This is a genomic window from Streptomyces sp. NPDC041205, from assembly GCF_055591765.1.
Window position 1 is genome coordinate 787,972 of the sequence record NZ_JBVIZH010000002.1, and the last position, 15,864, is coordinate 803,835.

General features: G+C 71.2%; 10 protein-coding genes. 7 read left to right on the forward strand and 3 right to left on the reverse strand.

The features are described 5' to 3' along the window. Positions 1–28: 28 nt before the first annotated feature. The 3 genes from ACZ6BG_RS10495 to ACZ6BG_RS10505 all read right to left on the reverse strand — a co-directional run bounded on the left by ACZ6BG_RS10495 (position 29) and on the right by ACZ6BG_RS10505 (position 6,525). Positions 29–1,651 carry a peptide ABC transporter substrate-binding protein gene (locus tag ACZ6BG_RS10495; protein ID WP_468999498.1) on the reverse strand — a complete coding sequence of 541 codons (1,623 nt, stop codon included), beginning with the start codon at positions 1,649–1,651 and terminating at the stop codon, positions 29–31. Between the two features lie 476 nt (positions 1,652–2,127). Further along, the gene (typA, locus tag ACZ6BG_RS10500; protein ID WP_468451412.1) at positions 2,128–4,035 is read right to left on the reverse strand and encodes a translational GTPase TypA; all 1,908 of its coding nucleotides are present in this window, start codon (positions 4,033–4,035) and stop codon (positions 2,128–2,130) included. A gap of 135 nt (positions 4,036–4,170) precedes the next feature. Next, complete coding sequence (locus ACZ6BG_RS10505; protein WP_468999504.1) at positions 4,171–6,525, reverse strand: ABC transporter family substrate-binding protein; 2,355 nt, start codon at positions 6,523–6,525, stop codon at positions 4,171–4,173. 644 nt (positions 6,526–7,169) lie between these two features. Here ACZ6BG_RS10505 and ACZ6BG_RS10510 point away from each other — a divergent pair. The 7 genes from ACZ6BG_RS10510 to ACZ6BG_RS10540 all read left to right on the forward strand — a co-directional run bounded on the left by ACZ6BG_RS10510 (position 7,170) and on the right by ACZ6BG_RS10540 (position 15,813). Then, on the forward strand, positions 7,170–7,490 hold the full coding sequence (locus ACZ6BG_RS10510) for a hypothetical protein (RefSeq protein ID WP_468999507.1): 321 nt from the start codon (positions 7,170–7,172) through the stop codon (positions 7,488–7,490). A gap of 34 nt (positions 7,491–7,524) precedes the next feature. Continuing rightward, positions 7,525–8,358, forward strand: a complete 834-nt coding sequence (locus ACZ6BG_RS10515; RefSeq protein WP_468999511.1) for a hypothetical protein — start codon at positions 7,525–7,527, stop codon at positions 8,356–8,358. Continuing rightward, positions 8,359–10,302: a fumarate reductase/succinate dehydrogenase flavoprotein subunit gene (locus ACZ6BG_RS10520; protein ID WP_468999515.1), complete on the forward strand. Its 1,944-nt coding sequence runs from the start codon at positions 8,359–8,361 to the stop codon at positions 10,300–10,302. It abuts the gene before it with no gap. Beyond that, positions 10,299–11,138 carry a succinate dehydrogenase/fumarate reductase iron-sulfur subunit gene (locus tag ACZ6BG_RS10525; protein ID WP_468999517.1) on the forward strand — a complete coding sequence of 280 codons (840 nt, stop codon included), beginning with the start codon at positions 10,299–10,301 and terminating at the stop codon, positions 11,136–11,138. Before ACZ6BG_RS10520 ends, ACZ6BG_RS10525 begins: the two co-directional genes overlap by 4 nt. 124 nt (positions 11,139–11,262) lie before the next feature. Continuing rightward, positions 11,263–12,534 (forward strand): alpha/beta hydrolase family protein, encoded by a 1,272-nt coding sequence (locus tag ACZ6BG_RS10530; RefSeq protein ID WP_468999520.1) that lies wholly within the window; start codon positions 11,263–11,265, stop codon positions 12,532–12,534. Between the two features lie 97 nt (positions 12,535–12,631). Next, positions 12,632–14,971 (forward strand): TPM domain-containing protein, encoded by a 2,340-nt coding sequence (locus ACZ6BG_RS10535; protein ID WP_468999523.1) that lies wholly within the window; start codon positions 12,632–12,634, stop codon positions 14,969–14,971. Between the two features lie 128 nt (positions 14,972–15,099). Next, positions 15,100–15,813 (forward strand): PspA/IM30 family protein, encoded by a 714-nt coding sequence (locus tag ACZ6BG_RS10540; protein ID WP_468999525.1) that lies wholly within the window; start codon positions 15,100–15,102, stop codon positions 15,811–15,813. The last annotated feature ends 51 nt before the right edge of the window (positions 15,814–15,864 follow it).

The window sequence follows — 15,864 nt, forward strand, 5'->3', positions numbered from 1 at the left end:
CTTCACGTGAACGGAACTCCGGCGACTGCTACTTCTCGAAGACCTGAACCTCGGAGAGGATCGGGTCACCGGCCTGGTCGAACTCGACGTTCTTCACGTTGTTGGAGTACGCGGAGTTCGTCGTGTTGTACCAGAGCGGGATGCCCGGGAAGCTGTTCTTCAGCTCGGCCTCGGCCTGGTTGTACAGGTCGGCCGACTCTTCGATGGTCTTGGCGGCGTCGGCCTTCTTGACCAGCTTGTCGAACTTCGGGTCCGAGAAGCCGCCCTTGTTGCCGTCGACGCCGGTGCCGTAGAGGTCGCCGAGGAAGTTGCCGTTGAACGGGTAGTCGAGCACCCAGCCGGAGCGGTAGATCGACTTGACCTTCTTCTGGTCACGGATCTCCGTGTCCGCCTGGAAGTCGGTCACCGGGTCACCGACGCACTTGACGCCGGTGTTCTTCTGGATGTCGTTGCACACCGCGGTGACCCAGCCCTTGTGCGGCTGGTCGGCGTTGTACTGGATCGAGATCTTGTTGCCCGGGACGCCGCCGCCGTCCTTGATGGACTGCTTGGCCTTCTTCGGGTCGAACTTGCAGAACTCGCCACAGGCGCCGGCCTTGTAGCCCTTCACGCCCCTGGCGACCCAGCCGGAGGCCGACTTGCGGGTGCCGTAGAACGTGGTCTTGGCGATGGTTTCGCGGTCGATCGCCATCGACAGGCCCTGGATGACCTTGACGTCGATGTTCTTCCACTGCTTCGTGTAGAAGGCGGGGTTGATCGTGTTGATCGCCGAGAAGTCCGAGGTGATCGCGCGGTCACCGAAGTCGTTCTTGTAGTTGGAGAGCTCGCTGTCCGGGATCAGCGGCATGGTGTCCACGTTGTCCGAGCGCAGGTCCTGGTAGGCCGCGGTCGGCGTCGTGTACGCCTTGAAGTTGATGCCGCCGTTCTTGGGCTTGTCCTCGCCCTTGTAGCCGGACCAGGCCGTGACCTGGATCGACTTCTTGTGCTGCCAGCTCTTGAACTTGTACGGGCCGTTGCCGACCGGGGCCTCGCCGTACTTCTTCGGGTCCTTCAGCGCGGCCGCGGGCAGCGGGAAGAAGGGCTTGTAGACAAGCTTGTAGGCGTAGTACGGGATGCCCGAGTTCAGCGTGATGGTGAAGGTGTTCTCGTCGACGACCTTCAGGCCGGACATGGTCTTCGCCTTGGCCTTCCCCTTCGCGGGGTGCACCTTGTCGTAGCCCACGATGTCGCGGTACCAGGAGCTGTTCTGCTGGCCGTTGGCCGGGTCGGCGGCCCAGTTCCAGGCGTCCACGTACGACTTCGCCGTGACCGGCGTGTTGTCGTGGAACTTCCAGCCCTTCTTGAGCTTGACGGTCCACACCTTGTTCGCCTTGTCGGGCGTGACCGACTCGGCGTTCTCGTAGGTGATGTTGCCCTGCTTGTCGTAGTGGACAAGACCCGTGAAGAGCGCGTCGATGACGACGCTGCCGTACGCCTCCATGGTGTTGGAAGGCTGCAGGGGGTTCTGCGGCTCACCGTTGGCGTAGCTGACGATCCCCTTGGGGTCGACCTTGCCGCTGCTCTTCTTGTCGTCGCCTCCACCACAGGCAGTAGCGGTAAGCGCCACAACGCCGGCTATGGCGACCCACTTGGCGCTCTTGGCACCACGCATGGGGTTCCTCCTCATGAGTCCACTTGTTCACTACAAGAGGGGGTACGCAGAGCAGCGCCGACACCCCTGACGGCGAAGATCGAGTACCCCAGTGTGCTCGTGAGTCGGCGCTCCCCACAGCGCGTGACCCATTGACCCGAGCTATACGCGGTCAACTATTAGCCATGAGGTACGGCCCGACCACACCCTTTTGGTCTCGGTTCAATCACACCTGGCACGTACAACTTCCAAAATCCGGACAAACCGATCCCAGATAGATGGTTGCGAAACGGACGTGTTACACATCTAACGGTCAAGTGGGTCCGCATACCGGACAGATCGTGAGCGAAAACCGGTTGCCAGGCGGGCCGTCGACGGCCCTGGGGGTCGACGCGCGTCACATCGTCACCGTATCGCCCGCCGCAACGCGAGAGGCCGGTTCCGCGCGCTCCTGGGAGTGCGCGGAACCGGCCTCAGGACGGTCTCAGCGGTTCGCGTCAGCCGTGCTTGGCGCGCGAGGCCGTGCGGCCGCGCTCCTTCTGGTCCAGGACGACCTTGCGGATGCGCACGGCCTCCGGGGTCACCTCGACGCACTCGTCGTCGCGGCAGAACTCCAGGGACTGCTCCAGGGAGAGCTTGCGCGGCGGGACGATCGCCTCGAAGGAGTCGGCCGAGGAGGAGCGCATGTTGGTGAGCTTCTTCTCCTTGGTGATGTTCACGTCCATGTCGTCGGAGCGCGAGTTCTCGCCGACGATCATGCCCTCGTACACCTCGGTGCCCGGGTCGGTGAACAGCACGCCGCGCTCCTGGAGGTTCGTCATCGCGAACGCGGTGACGGCGCCGGCGCGGTCGGCGACCAGAGAGCCGTTGTTACGGGTCTTCAGCTCGCCGAACCACGGCTCGTGGCCCTCGTGGATGGAGTGCGCGATGCCCGTGCCGCGGGTCTGGGTCAGGAACTCCGTACGGAAGCCGATGAGGCCGCGGGACGGGACGACGAACTCCAGGCGGACCCAGCCGGAGCCGTGGTTCGACATGTTGTCCATGCGGCCCTTGCGGACGCCCATGAGCTGCGTGACCGCGCCCATGTGCTCCTCGGGCACGTCGATGGTCATGCGCTCGACGGGCTCGTACGTCTTGCCCTCGACCTGCTTGGTGACCACCTGCGGCTTGCCGATGGTCATCTCGAAGCCCTCGCGGCGCATCTGCTCGACCAGGATGGCGAGCGCCAGCTCGCCGCGGCCCTGCACCTCCCAGGCGTCGGGGCGCGCGGTGTCGAGGACACGCAGCGAGACGTTGCCGATGAGCTCGCGGTCCAGACGGTCCTTGACCTGGCGGGCGGTCACCTTGCGGTCCTTGACGGCCGCCTTGGCGTCCGCGCCCTTGCCGGTGCCGCCGCGGCCGACCAGCGGCGAGGTGTTCGTACCGATGGTCATGGAGATCGCGGGCTCGTCGACCGTGATCAGCGGAAGCGCGATCGGGTTCTCGGGGTCGGCGAGGGTCTCGCCGATCATGATGTCCGGGATGCCGGCGACGGCGCAGATGTCGCCGGGGCCCGCGACCTCCGCGGGCTTGCGGGTGAGCGCCTCGGTCATCATCAGCTCGGTGATGCGGACGTTGGCGATCGTGCCGTCGCGCTTGATCCAGGCCACGGTCTGGCCCTTGCGCAGCTCGCCCTGCTCGACGCGGAGCAGCGCGATGCGGCCGAGGAAGTTGTCGGCGTCCAGGTTGGTGACGTGGGCCTGGAGCGGCGCGGTCTCGTCGTACTCGGGGGCCGGGACGTGCTGGAGCAGCGTGGTGAAGAACGGCTCCAGGTTGGTGCTGTCGGCCGGGACGGTGCCGTCCTCCGGCTTGGTCAGCGAGGCCACGCCGTCACGGCCGCAGGCGTAGACGATCGGGAACTCGATCTGGTCCTCGTCGGCGTCCAGGTCGAGGAAGAGGTCGTACGTCTCGTTCACGACCTCGTCGATGCGCGAGTCCGGACGGTCCGTCTTGTTGATGCAGAGGATCACGGGCAGCCGCTGCTGGAGCGCCTTGCGGAGCACGAAGCGGGTCTGCGGCAGCGGGCCCTCGGAGGCGTCGACGAGGAGGACGACCGCGTCCACCATCGACAGACCGCGCTCGACCTCGCCGCCGAAGTCGGCGTGGCCGGGGGTGTCGATGATGTTGATGGTGATGACGTCGCCGCCATCCTTCGGGTGGTACTTGACGGCCGTGTTCTTGGCCAGGATCGTGATGCCCTTCTCACGCTCCAGGTCGTTGCTGTCCATCATGCGGTCGTCGAGGGACTCGGCGGCGTGCGCGGCGAAGGCGCCCGCCTGCTTGAGCATGGCGTCGACGATGGTCGTCTTGCCGTGGTCGACGTGGGCGACGATGGCGACGTTACGAATGTCGTGGCGCGTGGGCATGCGAGGTGCGCTTCTCCCGGGAGGCTTGGACGGCGGCGCGTACGTCCATTTCGTACGCGTGCCCTGCCGGGCAGACGTGCCACGGCCTTACCCCATCCTACGTGGCCTCGCCGGGAGCGGCTTGTCGGGCTCCCGCTACGGCTTCTTGACCGCCTTCGCTCCCGGCTTCAGGAAGCCCATGTCCTGGTACGTCGGGGTCTCGAAGCCGAAGGCGCCCGCGTTGGCGAGGTTGGTGCGGGCCGCCACCAGCTGGGGGCGCTGGTAGAGGGGGACGGAGCCCGCCGCCGCCCAGATGCGGGCGTCGGCCTTCTTCACCAGGGAGCGGTTCTCGGACTCGTCCAGCTCGCTCACGGCCTGGTCGAAGAGCTGGTCGATGTGGTCGGTGCCGACGCGGGTGTAGTTCTGCTCGACGTTCAGGGAGCCGTCCGCGGCGGGCACCGGCTTGGCGAAGATCGGGCGGGCGTCGGTCGCGGGGAACGCGGACGCGGGCCAGGAGTACAGCGCCAGGTCGTACTGGCCGGACGCGATGTGGTCCTTGAAGTAGCTGTCGTCGGCGACCTTGGCGATCTCCGTGCGGACGCCGATGCGCTGCAGCATCCGCGAGATCCGGTCGGCGACCCCGCGCAGCGACTCCGAGCCCGCCCCGGAGGGGAGCACGAAGCGCAGCGTGAGCGCCTTGCCGTCCTTGGCCAGCGGCCCCGCGGCGGCGCCCTTGGCGGCCTTGGGGGCGGCGGTGCCCTTGGGGGCGTAAGCGCCCGGGGCGCCACCCTGGGCCTGCTTCTTCGCGTGCTGCTTGGCGTGGCCGCCGGGGTCCTTCTTCTGTTCCTTGTCGGCCTCGCGGCGCGCGGTGAGGGCGTCGGCCTGGCGCATCAGGACGGACTGCTGGTAGGCGGCGGCGCGGGCGGGGCTGAGGAGGGCGGTGCGGGGGTCGCCGGGCTTCTGGTCGTCCTCGCCGACGATGTAGGTGCCGTCGTCGGACCCGGAGCCGGAGCCTGAGCCCGATCCGGAGCCCGAGCCGGAGTCCGTGTCGTTCCCGGAGGCCTCCGACCCGGCGTCACCCCCGTCCCCGTCGCCGTCCTTCTTCTTGCCCTCCCCCTTCTCCTTGCCCTTCTCCTTGAGGGGGCCGCCGGGGGTCCAGCCCGCGTCGGCGAGGAGGGCGGAGGCCTCCGCCGTGTCCTGGTCGCCGAGGGCGCCGCTGTTGTCGGCGTACGCGTCCTGTCCGGCGAGGGCGAGGTGGCTGCCGACGGGCTCGGCGGGCAGGCCGAGGGGCTTCAGAACCGTTTCCGCGAGTTCGTCGCGGTTCAGGGCGCGGGCGACGGCGCGCCGGACGCGGTCGTCGGCGAGGGGCCCCTCGGAGCCGTTGAGGGCGAGCTGGGTGTAGGCGGGTTCGAGGGACTTGCGGACCACGTAGCCGCGCAGGCCCGACTGTTCCTCGGCGTACCGCTCGACGGCCTTGCGGGCCTTCTTGCGGGCCTCCTGCTCGGTGTCCGCGGCCTCCTCGTCGGAGCCGTGGGCGCGGGCCCAGGAGCGCAGCGCCGCGGCCGGGGTGAGGGCGGTGCCGGGGCCGTGGGCGAGCGGGCCCCTGGCGCCCTTGTCGCGGGCGGCGAGGGCGATGCGGCCGGCCTCGTCGGCGTCGATCTCGGCGAGGTCGACCTTGCCCTCGGCGAGGGCGGCGGCGCGCTTGTCGCGGGGGACGGCGCGCAGGACCAGCTTGTCGAGCTTGGCGGGGCTGCCCCACCAGCGGGGGCTGCGGCGCAGGGTGAGCTCGCCCGCGGCGCGGTCGACGTCCTTCAGGGCGAAGGGGCCGGCGGTGACCTTGAGCTTGGTGCGGGCGCCGTCGTTGAAGGAGTCCGGGGTGCCCATGACGTCCTTCGGGTACAGCGGCGAGAACAGGGAGCGCCAGTCCGCGTAGGGCTTGTCGAAGGTGACGCGCACCTCCAGGTTGTTGGCGCCGCGTTCGATCTTGCCGATGCGGTCGTAGCCGGCGTTGCGGGCGGTCCAGTACGCGCTGTCCTTGCCGGAGAGTGCGCGCCACTGGGCGGCGAAGTCGTCGGCGCCGATCTCACGGCCGTCGCTCCACACCGCCTGCTGGTTCAGCTTGTAGAGCACGACCTGCTGGGGCTCGCGCTCGACGACCTTCGCGGACTCCAGGAAGTCGGCGTTGGGCTGGGGTCTGCCGCGGGAGTCGAGGCGGTACATGGAGGGGAGTACGGCGCCCGCGACGCGGGTGGTGGCCTCGTCGGCGTCGGACTGGAAGGAGTTGAAGGTCTCGGGGAGGGCGTCGACGGCCCACTTCACCGAGCCGCCGTCGGCGACCTGGTCCCGGGCCGCGGGGGCGGTGTCCTGCCCGGCCGTCGGGGCGCTCGACTCCTCGCCCGAGCCGCACCCGGTGAGGACGGGCAGCGCGAGGACTCCGGCGGCGAGGAACACGGCGGATCGGGCCGTGGCCGCCGGGCGGACCGGTCGCGGCTTGGCGCGGTCGAGGGGCATGACGGTACCTCCGGGGGTTGCCCGGGCTCGCCCGCCCTGCCGGGACGGGGGCGGGGGCGGCGGGATCTGGTGGCGTTGCCGGGTGTGCGTGCTTTTGCACGTTTGGCGGTATCGCGGGGGAAATATGGAGTTGATCACACGTATGGCATCCACTGAACGGGACGGAGTTCTGGCGGGGGCGCCGACACGGCGGGGTGGGCCGAGGAAGCCACCCATGCGGCGCAACATGCCTGCGGCCGCGGCTGTCCCACCCCCGGTCGGCCCGGCCCGGCGTACGCCTGCGGCCGGGCCCGCCGCACCCCCGATCGCGCTGCGCGCTCGCCCTCAAACGCCGGGCGGGCTTTCTCCCACCCACCCGCCCCGACCGGACCAGCGCGCCGAAGACGCACTGCGGGGCGGGCGGAGTGCCAGGCCCCGACGACCAAGGCGAGAAGAATTGAGCCCGTCCGGCGATTGAGGACGAGCGCGGAGCGCGATCGGGGGCGCCCCCGGCCCCCGGCCCCTGCCCCCCCCCGGCCAGAGAACGTCCCCTCCAAGGCGCCCCCGCCCGAATCCACGCACATGGGTTCCCAATCCGGGATGTGAGGGGCGACACTCTCAGGCGCATGAGCGTTGCCACCGCACCTGTGAAGTGAGGGCAAGTCATGGCTCTGCACGATGATCTGACGGCCATTCAGCGCTGCGTGGACGACCTGGTCCGCACCGTGGGCAAGGTCGAGCAGCACGCCGACGCACAACTCGCGGGCGTCGACTTCCGCCGCGTCCGCATGGACACCGAGCACCTGCGCGAGAGCGTCGCCCTGTTGCGCGCGGCCGCCACCTCCGCCACGGCACCACAAGCCCCACCCGCACGCCCGAAGGCCGGCCCCGAGCTGGTCACCATCCCGGACACGCCGTACGACCGGTCCCTGTGGACGGACTCGGACGACGAGGGCCTGGGCGCCCGCGACCGCCGCGCGCCCTAGCGACCGGACCTGTCGACGAAGGAGTGGAGCCTCGTTGGCCACTGGCACGGAACCCCATCTGAAGAAGGGCACGGGCCCCGGCGGCGTACGGCACGGCACGCGCGCCGCCATCACCGCTGCCCATTTGCGGACGGACCGCTGGTGGCTCCAGCCCGCCGCGACCGCCGCCGGACTGTTCGCCTTCGTCGTGTACTCGACGTGGCGGGCGTTCGCGAACGCCGACTACTACGAGGCGCCCTACGTCTCGCCGTTCTACTCTCCGTGCGTCGCGGAGAACTGCGAACCGATGCGGAACGGTCCCAACTGGGAGATCTTCGGCAGCTGGTGGGGACTTTCCCCGGCGCTGCTCATTCTCATCTTCCCGCTGGGTTTCCGCCTCACCTGCTACTACTACCGCAAGGCCTACTACCGCGGCTTCTGGGCGTCACCGCCCGCCTGCGCGGTGGCGGAACCGCACGCGAAGTACACGGGTGAGACGCGTTTCCCGCTGATCCTGCAGAACATCCACCGGTACTTCTTCTACGCGGCGGTGCCGGTCGCGGGCATTCTCACGTACGACACCGTCCTCGCCTTCCGCGACGAGGACTACGAGTGGGGGCACATGGGGATCGGCACCCTCGTGTTCCTGGTGAACATCACGCTCATCTGGGCGTACACACTCTCCTGCCACTCCTGTCGACACATCGTCGGCGGCAAGCTCAAGCATTTCTCCAAGCATCCGGTGCGCTATCGGATGTGGCGCTGGGTCGGCTGGCTGAACGGCCGTCACATGCTGCTCGCCTGGGCGTCGTTGATCAGCGTCGCGCTCGCCGATTTCTATGTGTATCTGATCGCTTCCGGCGCTTTCGACGATCCGAGGTTCTTCTAGATGTCTCAAGTAGAGCGGCAGCAGTGGGATGTCGTCGTCGTGGGCGCGGGCGGCGCCGGGCTGCGGGCCGCCATCGAGGCGCGGGAGCAGGGCGCCCGTACGGCCGTGATCTGCAAGTCGCTGTTCGGCAAGGCCCATACGGTGATGGCCGAGGGCGGCATCGCGGCGTCCATGGGCAATGTGAACTCCGGCGACAACTGGCAGGTGCACTTCCGCGACACCCTGCGCGGCGGCAAGTTCCTCAACCAGTGGCGGATGGCGGAGCTGCACGCCCGCGAGGCGCCCGACCGGGTGTGGGAGCTGGAGACGTGGGGCGCGCTCTTCGACCGTACGAAGGACGGCCGGATCTCGCAGCGGAACTTCGGCGGGCACGAGTATCCGCGGCTCGCGCACGTCGGCGACCGCACGGGCCTCGAACTCATCCGCACGCTCCAGCAGAAGATCGTCGCCCTGCAACAGGAGGACGAGCGCGAATTCGGCGACCACGAGGCCCGGTTGAAGGTATTCCAGGAGTGCACGGTCACCCGCATCTTGAAAGAACACAGCCTGAAGGACGGCGAGCGGGTTTCGGGCGCTTTCTGCTACGAGCGCGAGAGCGGGCGCTTCTTCGTCATCGAGGCGCCGAGCGTGGTGCTCGCCACCGGCGGCATCGGCAAGTCCTTCAAGGTGACGTCGAATTCGTGGGAGTACACCGGTGACGGGCACGCCCTCGCGCTGCTCGCGGGCGCTCCGCTCCTGAACATGGAATTCGTGCAGTTCCATCCGACCGGAATGGTCTGGCCGCCGTCGGTGAAGGGCATTCTCGTCACCGAGTCCGTGCGCGGCGACGGCGGTGTGCTGCGCAATTCCGACGGCAAACGCTTCATGTTCGACTACATCCCGGACGTCTTCAAGGAGAAGTACGCGGAGTCGGAGGCGGAGGGCGACCGCTGGTACGACGACCCGGACCACAACCGCCGCCCGCCCGAGCTGCTCCCCCGCGACGAGGTGGCCCGCGCCATCAACTCCGAGGTGAAGGCGGGCCGCGGCTCCCCGCACGGCGGGGTGTTCCTGGACGTGTCGACGCGTATGCCCGCCGAGGTCATCCGGCGCCGACTGCCGTCCATGTACCACCAGTTCAAGGAGCTGGCGGACGTCGACATCACGGCCGAGGCGATGGAGGTCGGGCCGACCTGTCACTACGTGATGGGCGGCATCGCGGTCGAGTCGGACACGGCGGCGGCGCGCGGCGTGCCCGGCCTGTTCGCGGCCGGTGAGGTCGCGGGCGGCATGCACGGCTCGAACCGGCTCGGCGGCAACTCGCTCTCCGACCTGCTGGTGTTCGGGCGCCGGGCGGGTCTGTACGCGGCGCGGTACGCGGACGGCCTCGCCAGCGCCCCGGTCGTGGACGACGCCCAGGTGGACGCGGCGGCCGCCGAGGCGCTGCGCCCGTTCAGCGCCGAAGGCCCGGAGGCGGGCACGGCGCCCGAGAACCCGTACACCCTGCACCAGGAGCTCCAGCAGACGATGAACGACCTGGTCGGCATCATCCGCCGCGATGCCGAGATGGCGCAGGCCCTGGAGAAACTGGCGGAGCTGCGGCAGCGCGCCCGCAGGGCCGGGGTCGAGGGGCACCGCCAGTTCAACCCGGGCTGGCACCTGGCGCTCGACCTGCGCAACATGCTCCTGGTCAGCGAGTGCGTGGCGCGGGCGGCCCTGGAGCGCACGGAGAGCCGCGGCGGGCACACCCGCGAGGACCACCCGGGCATGAGCCGCGACTGGCGCCGCGTGAACCTGCTGTGCGCCCTCGCCGACCCGACGGGCGTCCTCGCGGTGAGCGACCCGGCCCGCGGCCAGATCGACCTCACCCGGGTCACGACCGACCCCATCCGCCCCGACCTGCTCGCCCTCTTCGACAAGGAGGAGCTGGTCAAGTACCTCGCCGAAGAGGAGCTCTACGAGTGAGTACGAGGACGACTTCCGGCACGGGTTCCGGCGCGGCCGCGGACGGGGGCGGCGGCGAGGGCTCGGGGGCGTACGACGCGCGCTTCCGGGTGTGGCGCGGCGATGTCGACGGCGGTGACCTGAAGGACTTCACCGTCCAGGTCAACGACGGCGAGGTGGTCCTCGACATCATCCACCGGCTCCAGGCCACCCAGGCCCCCGACCTCGCCGTGCGGTGGAACTGCAAGGCGGGCAAGTGCGGTTCGTGCTCCGCGGAGATCAACGGCAGGCCGCGCCTGATGTGCATGACCCGCATGTCGGTGTTCGAGCGCGACGAGGTCATCACGGTGACGCCGCTGCGCGCCTTCCCGGTGGTGCGGGACCTGGTGACGGACGTGGGCTTCAACTACACGAAGGCCAGGGAGGTCCCGGCGTTCGTGCCGCCCAAGGAGCTCGGCCCGGGCGAGTACCGCATGATGCAGGAGGACGTGGACCGCTCCCAGGAGTTCCGCAAGTGCATCGAGTGCTTCCTGTGCCAGGACACCTGCCACGTGGTGCGCGACCACGAGGAGAACAAGACGGCCTTCGCCGGGCCCCGCTTCCTCATGCGCGTCGCCGAACTCGACATGCACCCCCTGGACGCGGCCGCCGCCACCGGCCTCGACCGCAAGGCGACCGCCCAGGAGGAGCACGGCCTCGGCTACTGCAACATCACCAAGTGCTGCACGGAGGTGTGCCCCGAGGGCATCCGCATCACCGACAACGCCCTGATCCCGCTGAAGGAGCGGGCCGTCGACCGCAAGTACGACCCGCTGGTCTGGCTCGGCAACAAGATCCGGCGGCGGCCGACGACGTAAGGACCGCCGGGTCGATCCCTCGGCACCGGCGCGACCATGGAATCCGAGGTGGGGGTAATCCCCCAGCTCGGATTCTCCGGTTTCCTCCATGGTGGCGGGCGTGGGGCGGGACCAACATGGAGGCATGAACCTTCGCGATCTTCGCTCGTCCCGTTCCCGTACCCGCAGGGGCGCGCTCGCCCTGGGGCTCGCCGTGGCCACCGTGCTCGCCGCCGGGGCGGCCGCGCCGGTTTCCGCACTGGGCTCGGGCAAGGCCCCGGCGGCGCACGGCGTACGGGCCGCGCTGCCCGCGCCCACCGGTCCGCACGCCGTCGGTACGTTCTCGACCCGCCTGGTCGACCGCTCCCGGCACGACCCGTGGGTCGCCTCGCAGCCGTACCGGGAACTGATGGTGAGCGTCTGGTACCCGGCGCGGGCCACCGGCGGGCACCGCCTCGCGCCGTACATGGCGAAGGGCGCCGCCGCGCGCTGGAACGCCGCCGCGCCGCACGGGATACCGAAGGACGCCGTCGACTGGGCGGGCATGCGGACGCACGCACGGGAGGGCGCGCCCCTGAAGCGCCCGGCCGCGGGCGACCGGCGGCTGCCCGTGCTCGTGTACAGCGCCGGTGCCAACGACCCCCGCACCTGGGGCACCGCCCTCGTCGAGGAGATGGCGAGCCGCGGCTACGTCGTGGTGACCGTCGACCACACCTACGAGTCCCCGGGCGTCGCCTTCCCCGACGGCTCCGTGAAGACCGACAAGCCCCTGCGGGACGCGCTCGCGCAGACCCCGCAGGAGAAGCTGCCCCAGCTCATGAAGAAGGTGCTCGACGCCCGCGTCGCCGACGACAAGTTCGTGCTCGACCGGCTCGGCGCGCTGCCGCACGGCCTGGGCGGGGCGATCGACCCGGACCGCGTCGGCATGTTCGGGCACTCCGCGGGCGGGATGGCCGCCGCCGAGACGATGTACGAGGACAAACGCGTCAAGGCGGGCGTCGATCTGGACGGCACCCTGGAGCACAACTCGGAGCCCGAGGGGACCAACCTCACGCCCGTCGCCCGGCACGGCCTGGACCACCGGCCGTTCCTGCTGATGGGCCGTGACGGCAGCGACCACACCACCGAGCCGTCCTGGGGCTCCTTCTGGAAGCACGGCACCGGCTGGAAGCGGGACCTGAACCTGCGCGGCTCCAAGCACCAGACGTTCACCGACCTCGCGTCGGTCCTGCCGCAGGCCGGAGTGGGGCGCGACGTCATCGAGCAGAACATCGGCACCGTCGACCCGGCGCGCGCCACGGCCGCCCAGCGCGCTTACGTGGCCTCGTTCTTCGACCGCTGGCTCGGCGGGCGCGACGACCACCTCCTTGACGGGCCTTCGCCGCGCCACCCGGAGGTCCGGTTCGTGGAGCCGTAGGGGGCTCACGGGGTCGGGGCGTGCGGGGCGGGGCGGCGACGGGGGTGCCGCCCCGTCCCGGTCGCGTGACCCCATGGGCGGTCATACGCTGCCAAATGTGACGCCGTCCTCCCGCGCCCCGTCGCACATATCCGCGCGGGCGGCGGCCGCCGCGCTGCTGCTCTGGTGCTGGCTCCCGCTGTCGGCGCCCCCGGCGGGCGCGGCGCCCGCCCTGCCCGCGGCGCCCCGCGCGCCCGCCGACGACCCGGTCCGCCTCGACCGCGACGGCCAGATCACCGACCGCACCGACGCGCTCGGCGACCGGCGCGCGGCCGTGGCCACCGCGCTCGACCGGCTCTACGAGGAGCAGCGGATCCAGTTGTTCGTCGTGTACGTACGCGACTTCTCCGGGCGGTCCGCGCGGAGCTGGGCCGACACCACCGCCGACCGCAACGGGCTCGGCGCCGACGACGTGCTGCTCGCCGTCGCCACCCACGACCGGCAGTACGCCTACTCCGTCGACGCGGCCGCCCGGCTCACCGACGACCAGCTGCGGGACGTCGCCGCCACTGCCGTCGAGCCCGCCCTGCGGCGCCACGACTGGGCGGGAGCCGCCGTCGGCGCGGCGAACGGGTACGCGGCGGTGCTCGACGGGCAGCGGGTGGTGGCGCCGACGATCACCCCGGGCGAGGCGGACCCGGGCGCGGGCAGCGCGGACGACGGGGTGGCGGGTGACCTGGTGCTTCCGGTGGTCGCGGCCTGCGCGGCGGGCGGGTTCGCCCTGGTCGCGTACCGGCGTCGGCGGCGGCGCCTCACCTCCCGTACGACACCCGACAGGGGCACCGGCGCCGGACCCGAGCCGCTGCCCGAGCTCGACGCCCGCGCCAGGGCCCTGCTCGTCGAGACCGACGACGCGGTGCGCACCAGCGCCGAGGAACTCGGCTTCGCCACCGCCCAGTTCGGGGAGGAGGCCGCGCGGCCCTTCACGGCCGCCGTGGCCGCCGCGCGCGACGAGCTGACGGCCGCCTTCCGGCTGCGCCAGCAGCTCGACGACGCCTTTCCGGAGGACGACGCGACCCGGCGCCGCATGCTCGACGAGATCGTCGCCCGCTGCGCCGAGGCGGGCCGCCGCCTGGACGCCGAGGCCGCGGCCTTCGACCAGCTGCGCGCCCTCGAACGCGCCGCGCCCGCCGCCCTCGACCACGCCGAGACGGTGTTCCAGCAGGTCAGCGCCCGCACCCTCGACGCCGAGAGCACCCTGAAGGAACTGCGCGCCCGTTACTCCCCCGGCGCGAGCGAAGCGGTCGTCGGCAACGTCGAACAGGCCAAGGACCGGCTCGTGTTCGCCACCACCCAGTTGCACCAGGCCCGGACGGCCGTCGACGGGGCCGACAACGGCACGGCCGCCGTCCATCTCCGCGCGGCCGAGGGCGCCGTCGACCAGGCCGACACGTTCCTCGCCGCCGTCGAGCGGCTCGCCGGTGAACTCGCCCAGGCGGCGGGCCGGTTGCCGGGCGCCCTGAGCGAGGCGGAGGCCGACCTCGCGGAGGCGCGCGGGCGGCTCACCGGCGCGGGCGGGGCGCCCGACGCCGACCTGCGCGGACGCGTGGCCCGCGTCGAGGCCGTCACCGGGGAGGTGCGGCGGGCCCTCGCCTCCGGGCCGTACGACCCGATCGACGCCCTGCGCCGGGTGGAGGAGGCCGACGCCGCACTCGACACCGCCCTGGCCGGCGCCCGCGAACGCGAGCACGCCGACACCCGCGCCCGCTCCCTCCTCGACCAGGCCCTCCTCACCGCCCGCAGCGCCGTCGCCGCCGCCGCGGACTACGTCACGACACACCGCGGCGCGGTGGGCAGCGCGTCCCGGACGAGGCTGGCGGAGGCAGAGCGGCACTTGGAGAGGGCCGAGGGGATGGCGGGTGGTGCGGGGACGAGTGCGGGGGCGGACGGTACGGGGGCGGGGACGAGGACGAGCGTGGACGGTACGGGGGCGGGCGGCACGGCTGCTGCGGCATGGGGTGGGGGCGATGGCAGGGATGAGGACGGTGGCGGGACCCGTGGTGGGGACGGAGGCGGGGGCGAGTCCGGTGGTGGCGGTGACGGGACTCGTGGCGGGGGTGAAGCCTGGAGCGGCGGCGGTGGCGAAGCCGGGGGCGGCGGTCAGCCCTCCGCCGCCCTCGCCGAGGCCCGGCGCGCCGACTCCCTCGCCCGTGAGGCCCAGGCGCTCGCCGAGCGGGACGTGCGGGCCTACGGCAATCCGTACGGCGGGGGCGGGGGCGGTGGCGCGGGCGGTACGGGCGGCGCCGTCCTCGGCGGGATCGTCCTCGGGCAGATCCTCGGCGGTCTCGGACGCGGGGGCTTCGGCGGGACGGGCGGGGGCGGCTTCGGCGGGGGCGGGCCCGGGAGCTTCGGCGGGGGCGGGACCCGGGGCCGCAGGGGCGGGGGCGGACGGTTCTGAGACTCGTACGCGCGTCCCCCGCGCGCGAGCCGCGGACACGCCTCGTACGCGCATCCCAGGGATACATCTCGACACACACCCCGTACGCAGACCGCGACACACACCCCGTACGCAAGGAGACAGCCCTCATGGCCAAGCAGACGATCCTCGGCCGCGTGGCGCAGTTGGCGAAGGCCAACGTCAACGCCCTTCTCGACCAGGCCGAGGACCCGCAGAAGATGCTGGACCAGCTGATCCGCGACTACGCGGAGAACATCCGGGAGGCCGAGCAGGCCGTCGCCGCCACGATCGGGAATCTGCGGCTGTCGGAGGCGGACCACAAGGAGGACGTGGCGGCCGCCGACGAGTGGGGGGCCAAGGCGCTGGCGGCCAGCAGGAAGGCGGACGCACTGCGGACGGCGGGGAACGCCGGCGAGGCCGACCGGTTCGACGGGCTCGCCAAGGTGGCGCTCGGGCGGCAGCTGCGGTCCGAGAAGGAGGCGAAGGACGCCGAGCCGACGATCGCCGCGCAGTCCGAGGTCGTCGGCAAGCTGAAGGACGGCCTGGACTCGATGAAGATCAAGCTGACCGAGCTGCAGTCGAAGCGGGACCAGTTGGTGGCCCGCGCGAAGTCCGCGCAGGCGCAGAACCAGATGCTGGACGCGGCCCACAGCATCGATGTCCTCGATCCGACGACCGAGCTGAGCCGGTTCGAGGAGAAGGTGCGCCGCGAGGAGGCGCGGGCACTCGGCAAGGAGGAACTGGCGGCCTCCTCGCTGGACGCGCAGTTCGAGCAGTTGGACAGCTTGAGCGACACGGCGGAGGTGGAGGCACGGCTCGCGGCGCTCAAGGCGACGACGTGAGCCGGCGGGGGCGCCTTGTGCGGGACGGCGCCGCGCGCCTGCCGTTTCCCA

Bases quoted from the DNA above. Each gene is read 5' to 3' on its own strand.
- ACZ6BG_RS10495 (WP_468999498.1), bottom strand. From the start codon at position 1,651: ATGCGTGGTGCCAAGAGCGCCAAGTGGGTCGCCATAGCCGGCGTTGTG.
- typA (WP_468451412.1), bottom strand. From the start codon at position 4,035: ATGCCCACGCGCCACGACATTCGTAACGTCGCCATCGTCGCCCACGTC.
- ACZ6BG_RS10505 (WP_468999504.1), bottom strand. From the start codon at position 6,525: ATGCCCCTCGACCGCGCCAAGCCGCGACCGGTCCGCCCGGCGGCCACG.
- ACZ6BG_RS10510 (WP_468999507.1), top strand. From the start codon at position 7,170: ATGGCTCTGCACGATGATCTGACGGCCATTCAGCGCTGCGTGGACGAC.
- ACZ6BG_RS10520 (WP_468999515.1), top strand. From the start codon at position 8,359: ATGTCTCAAGTAGAGCGGCAGCAGTGGGATGTCGTCGTCGTGGGCGCG.
- ACZ6BG_RS10530 (WP_468999520.1), top strand. From the start codon at position 11,263: ATGAACCTTCGCGATCTTCGCTCGTCCCGTTCCCGTACCCGCAGGGGC.
- ACZ6BG_RS10540 (WP_468999525.1), top strand. From the start codon at position 15,100: ATGGCCAAGCAGACGATCCTCGGCCGCGTGGCGCAGTTGGCGAAGGCC.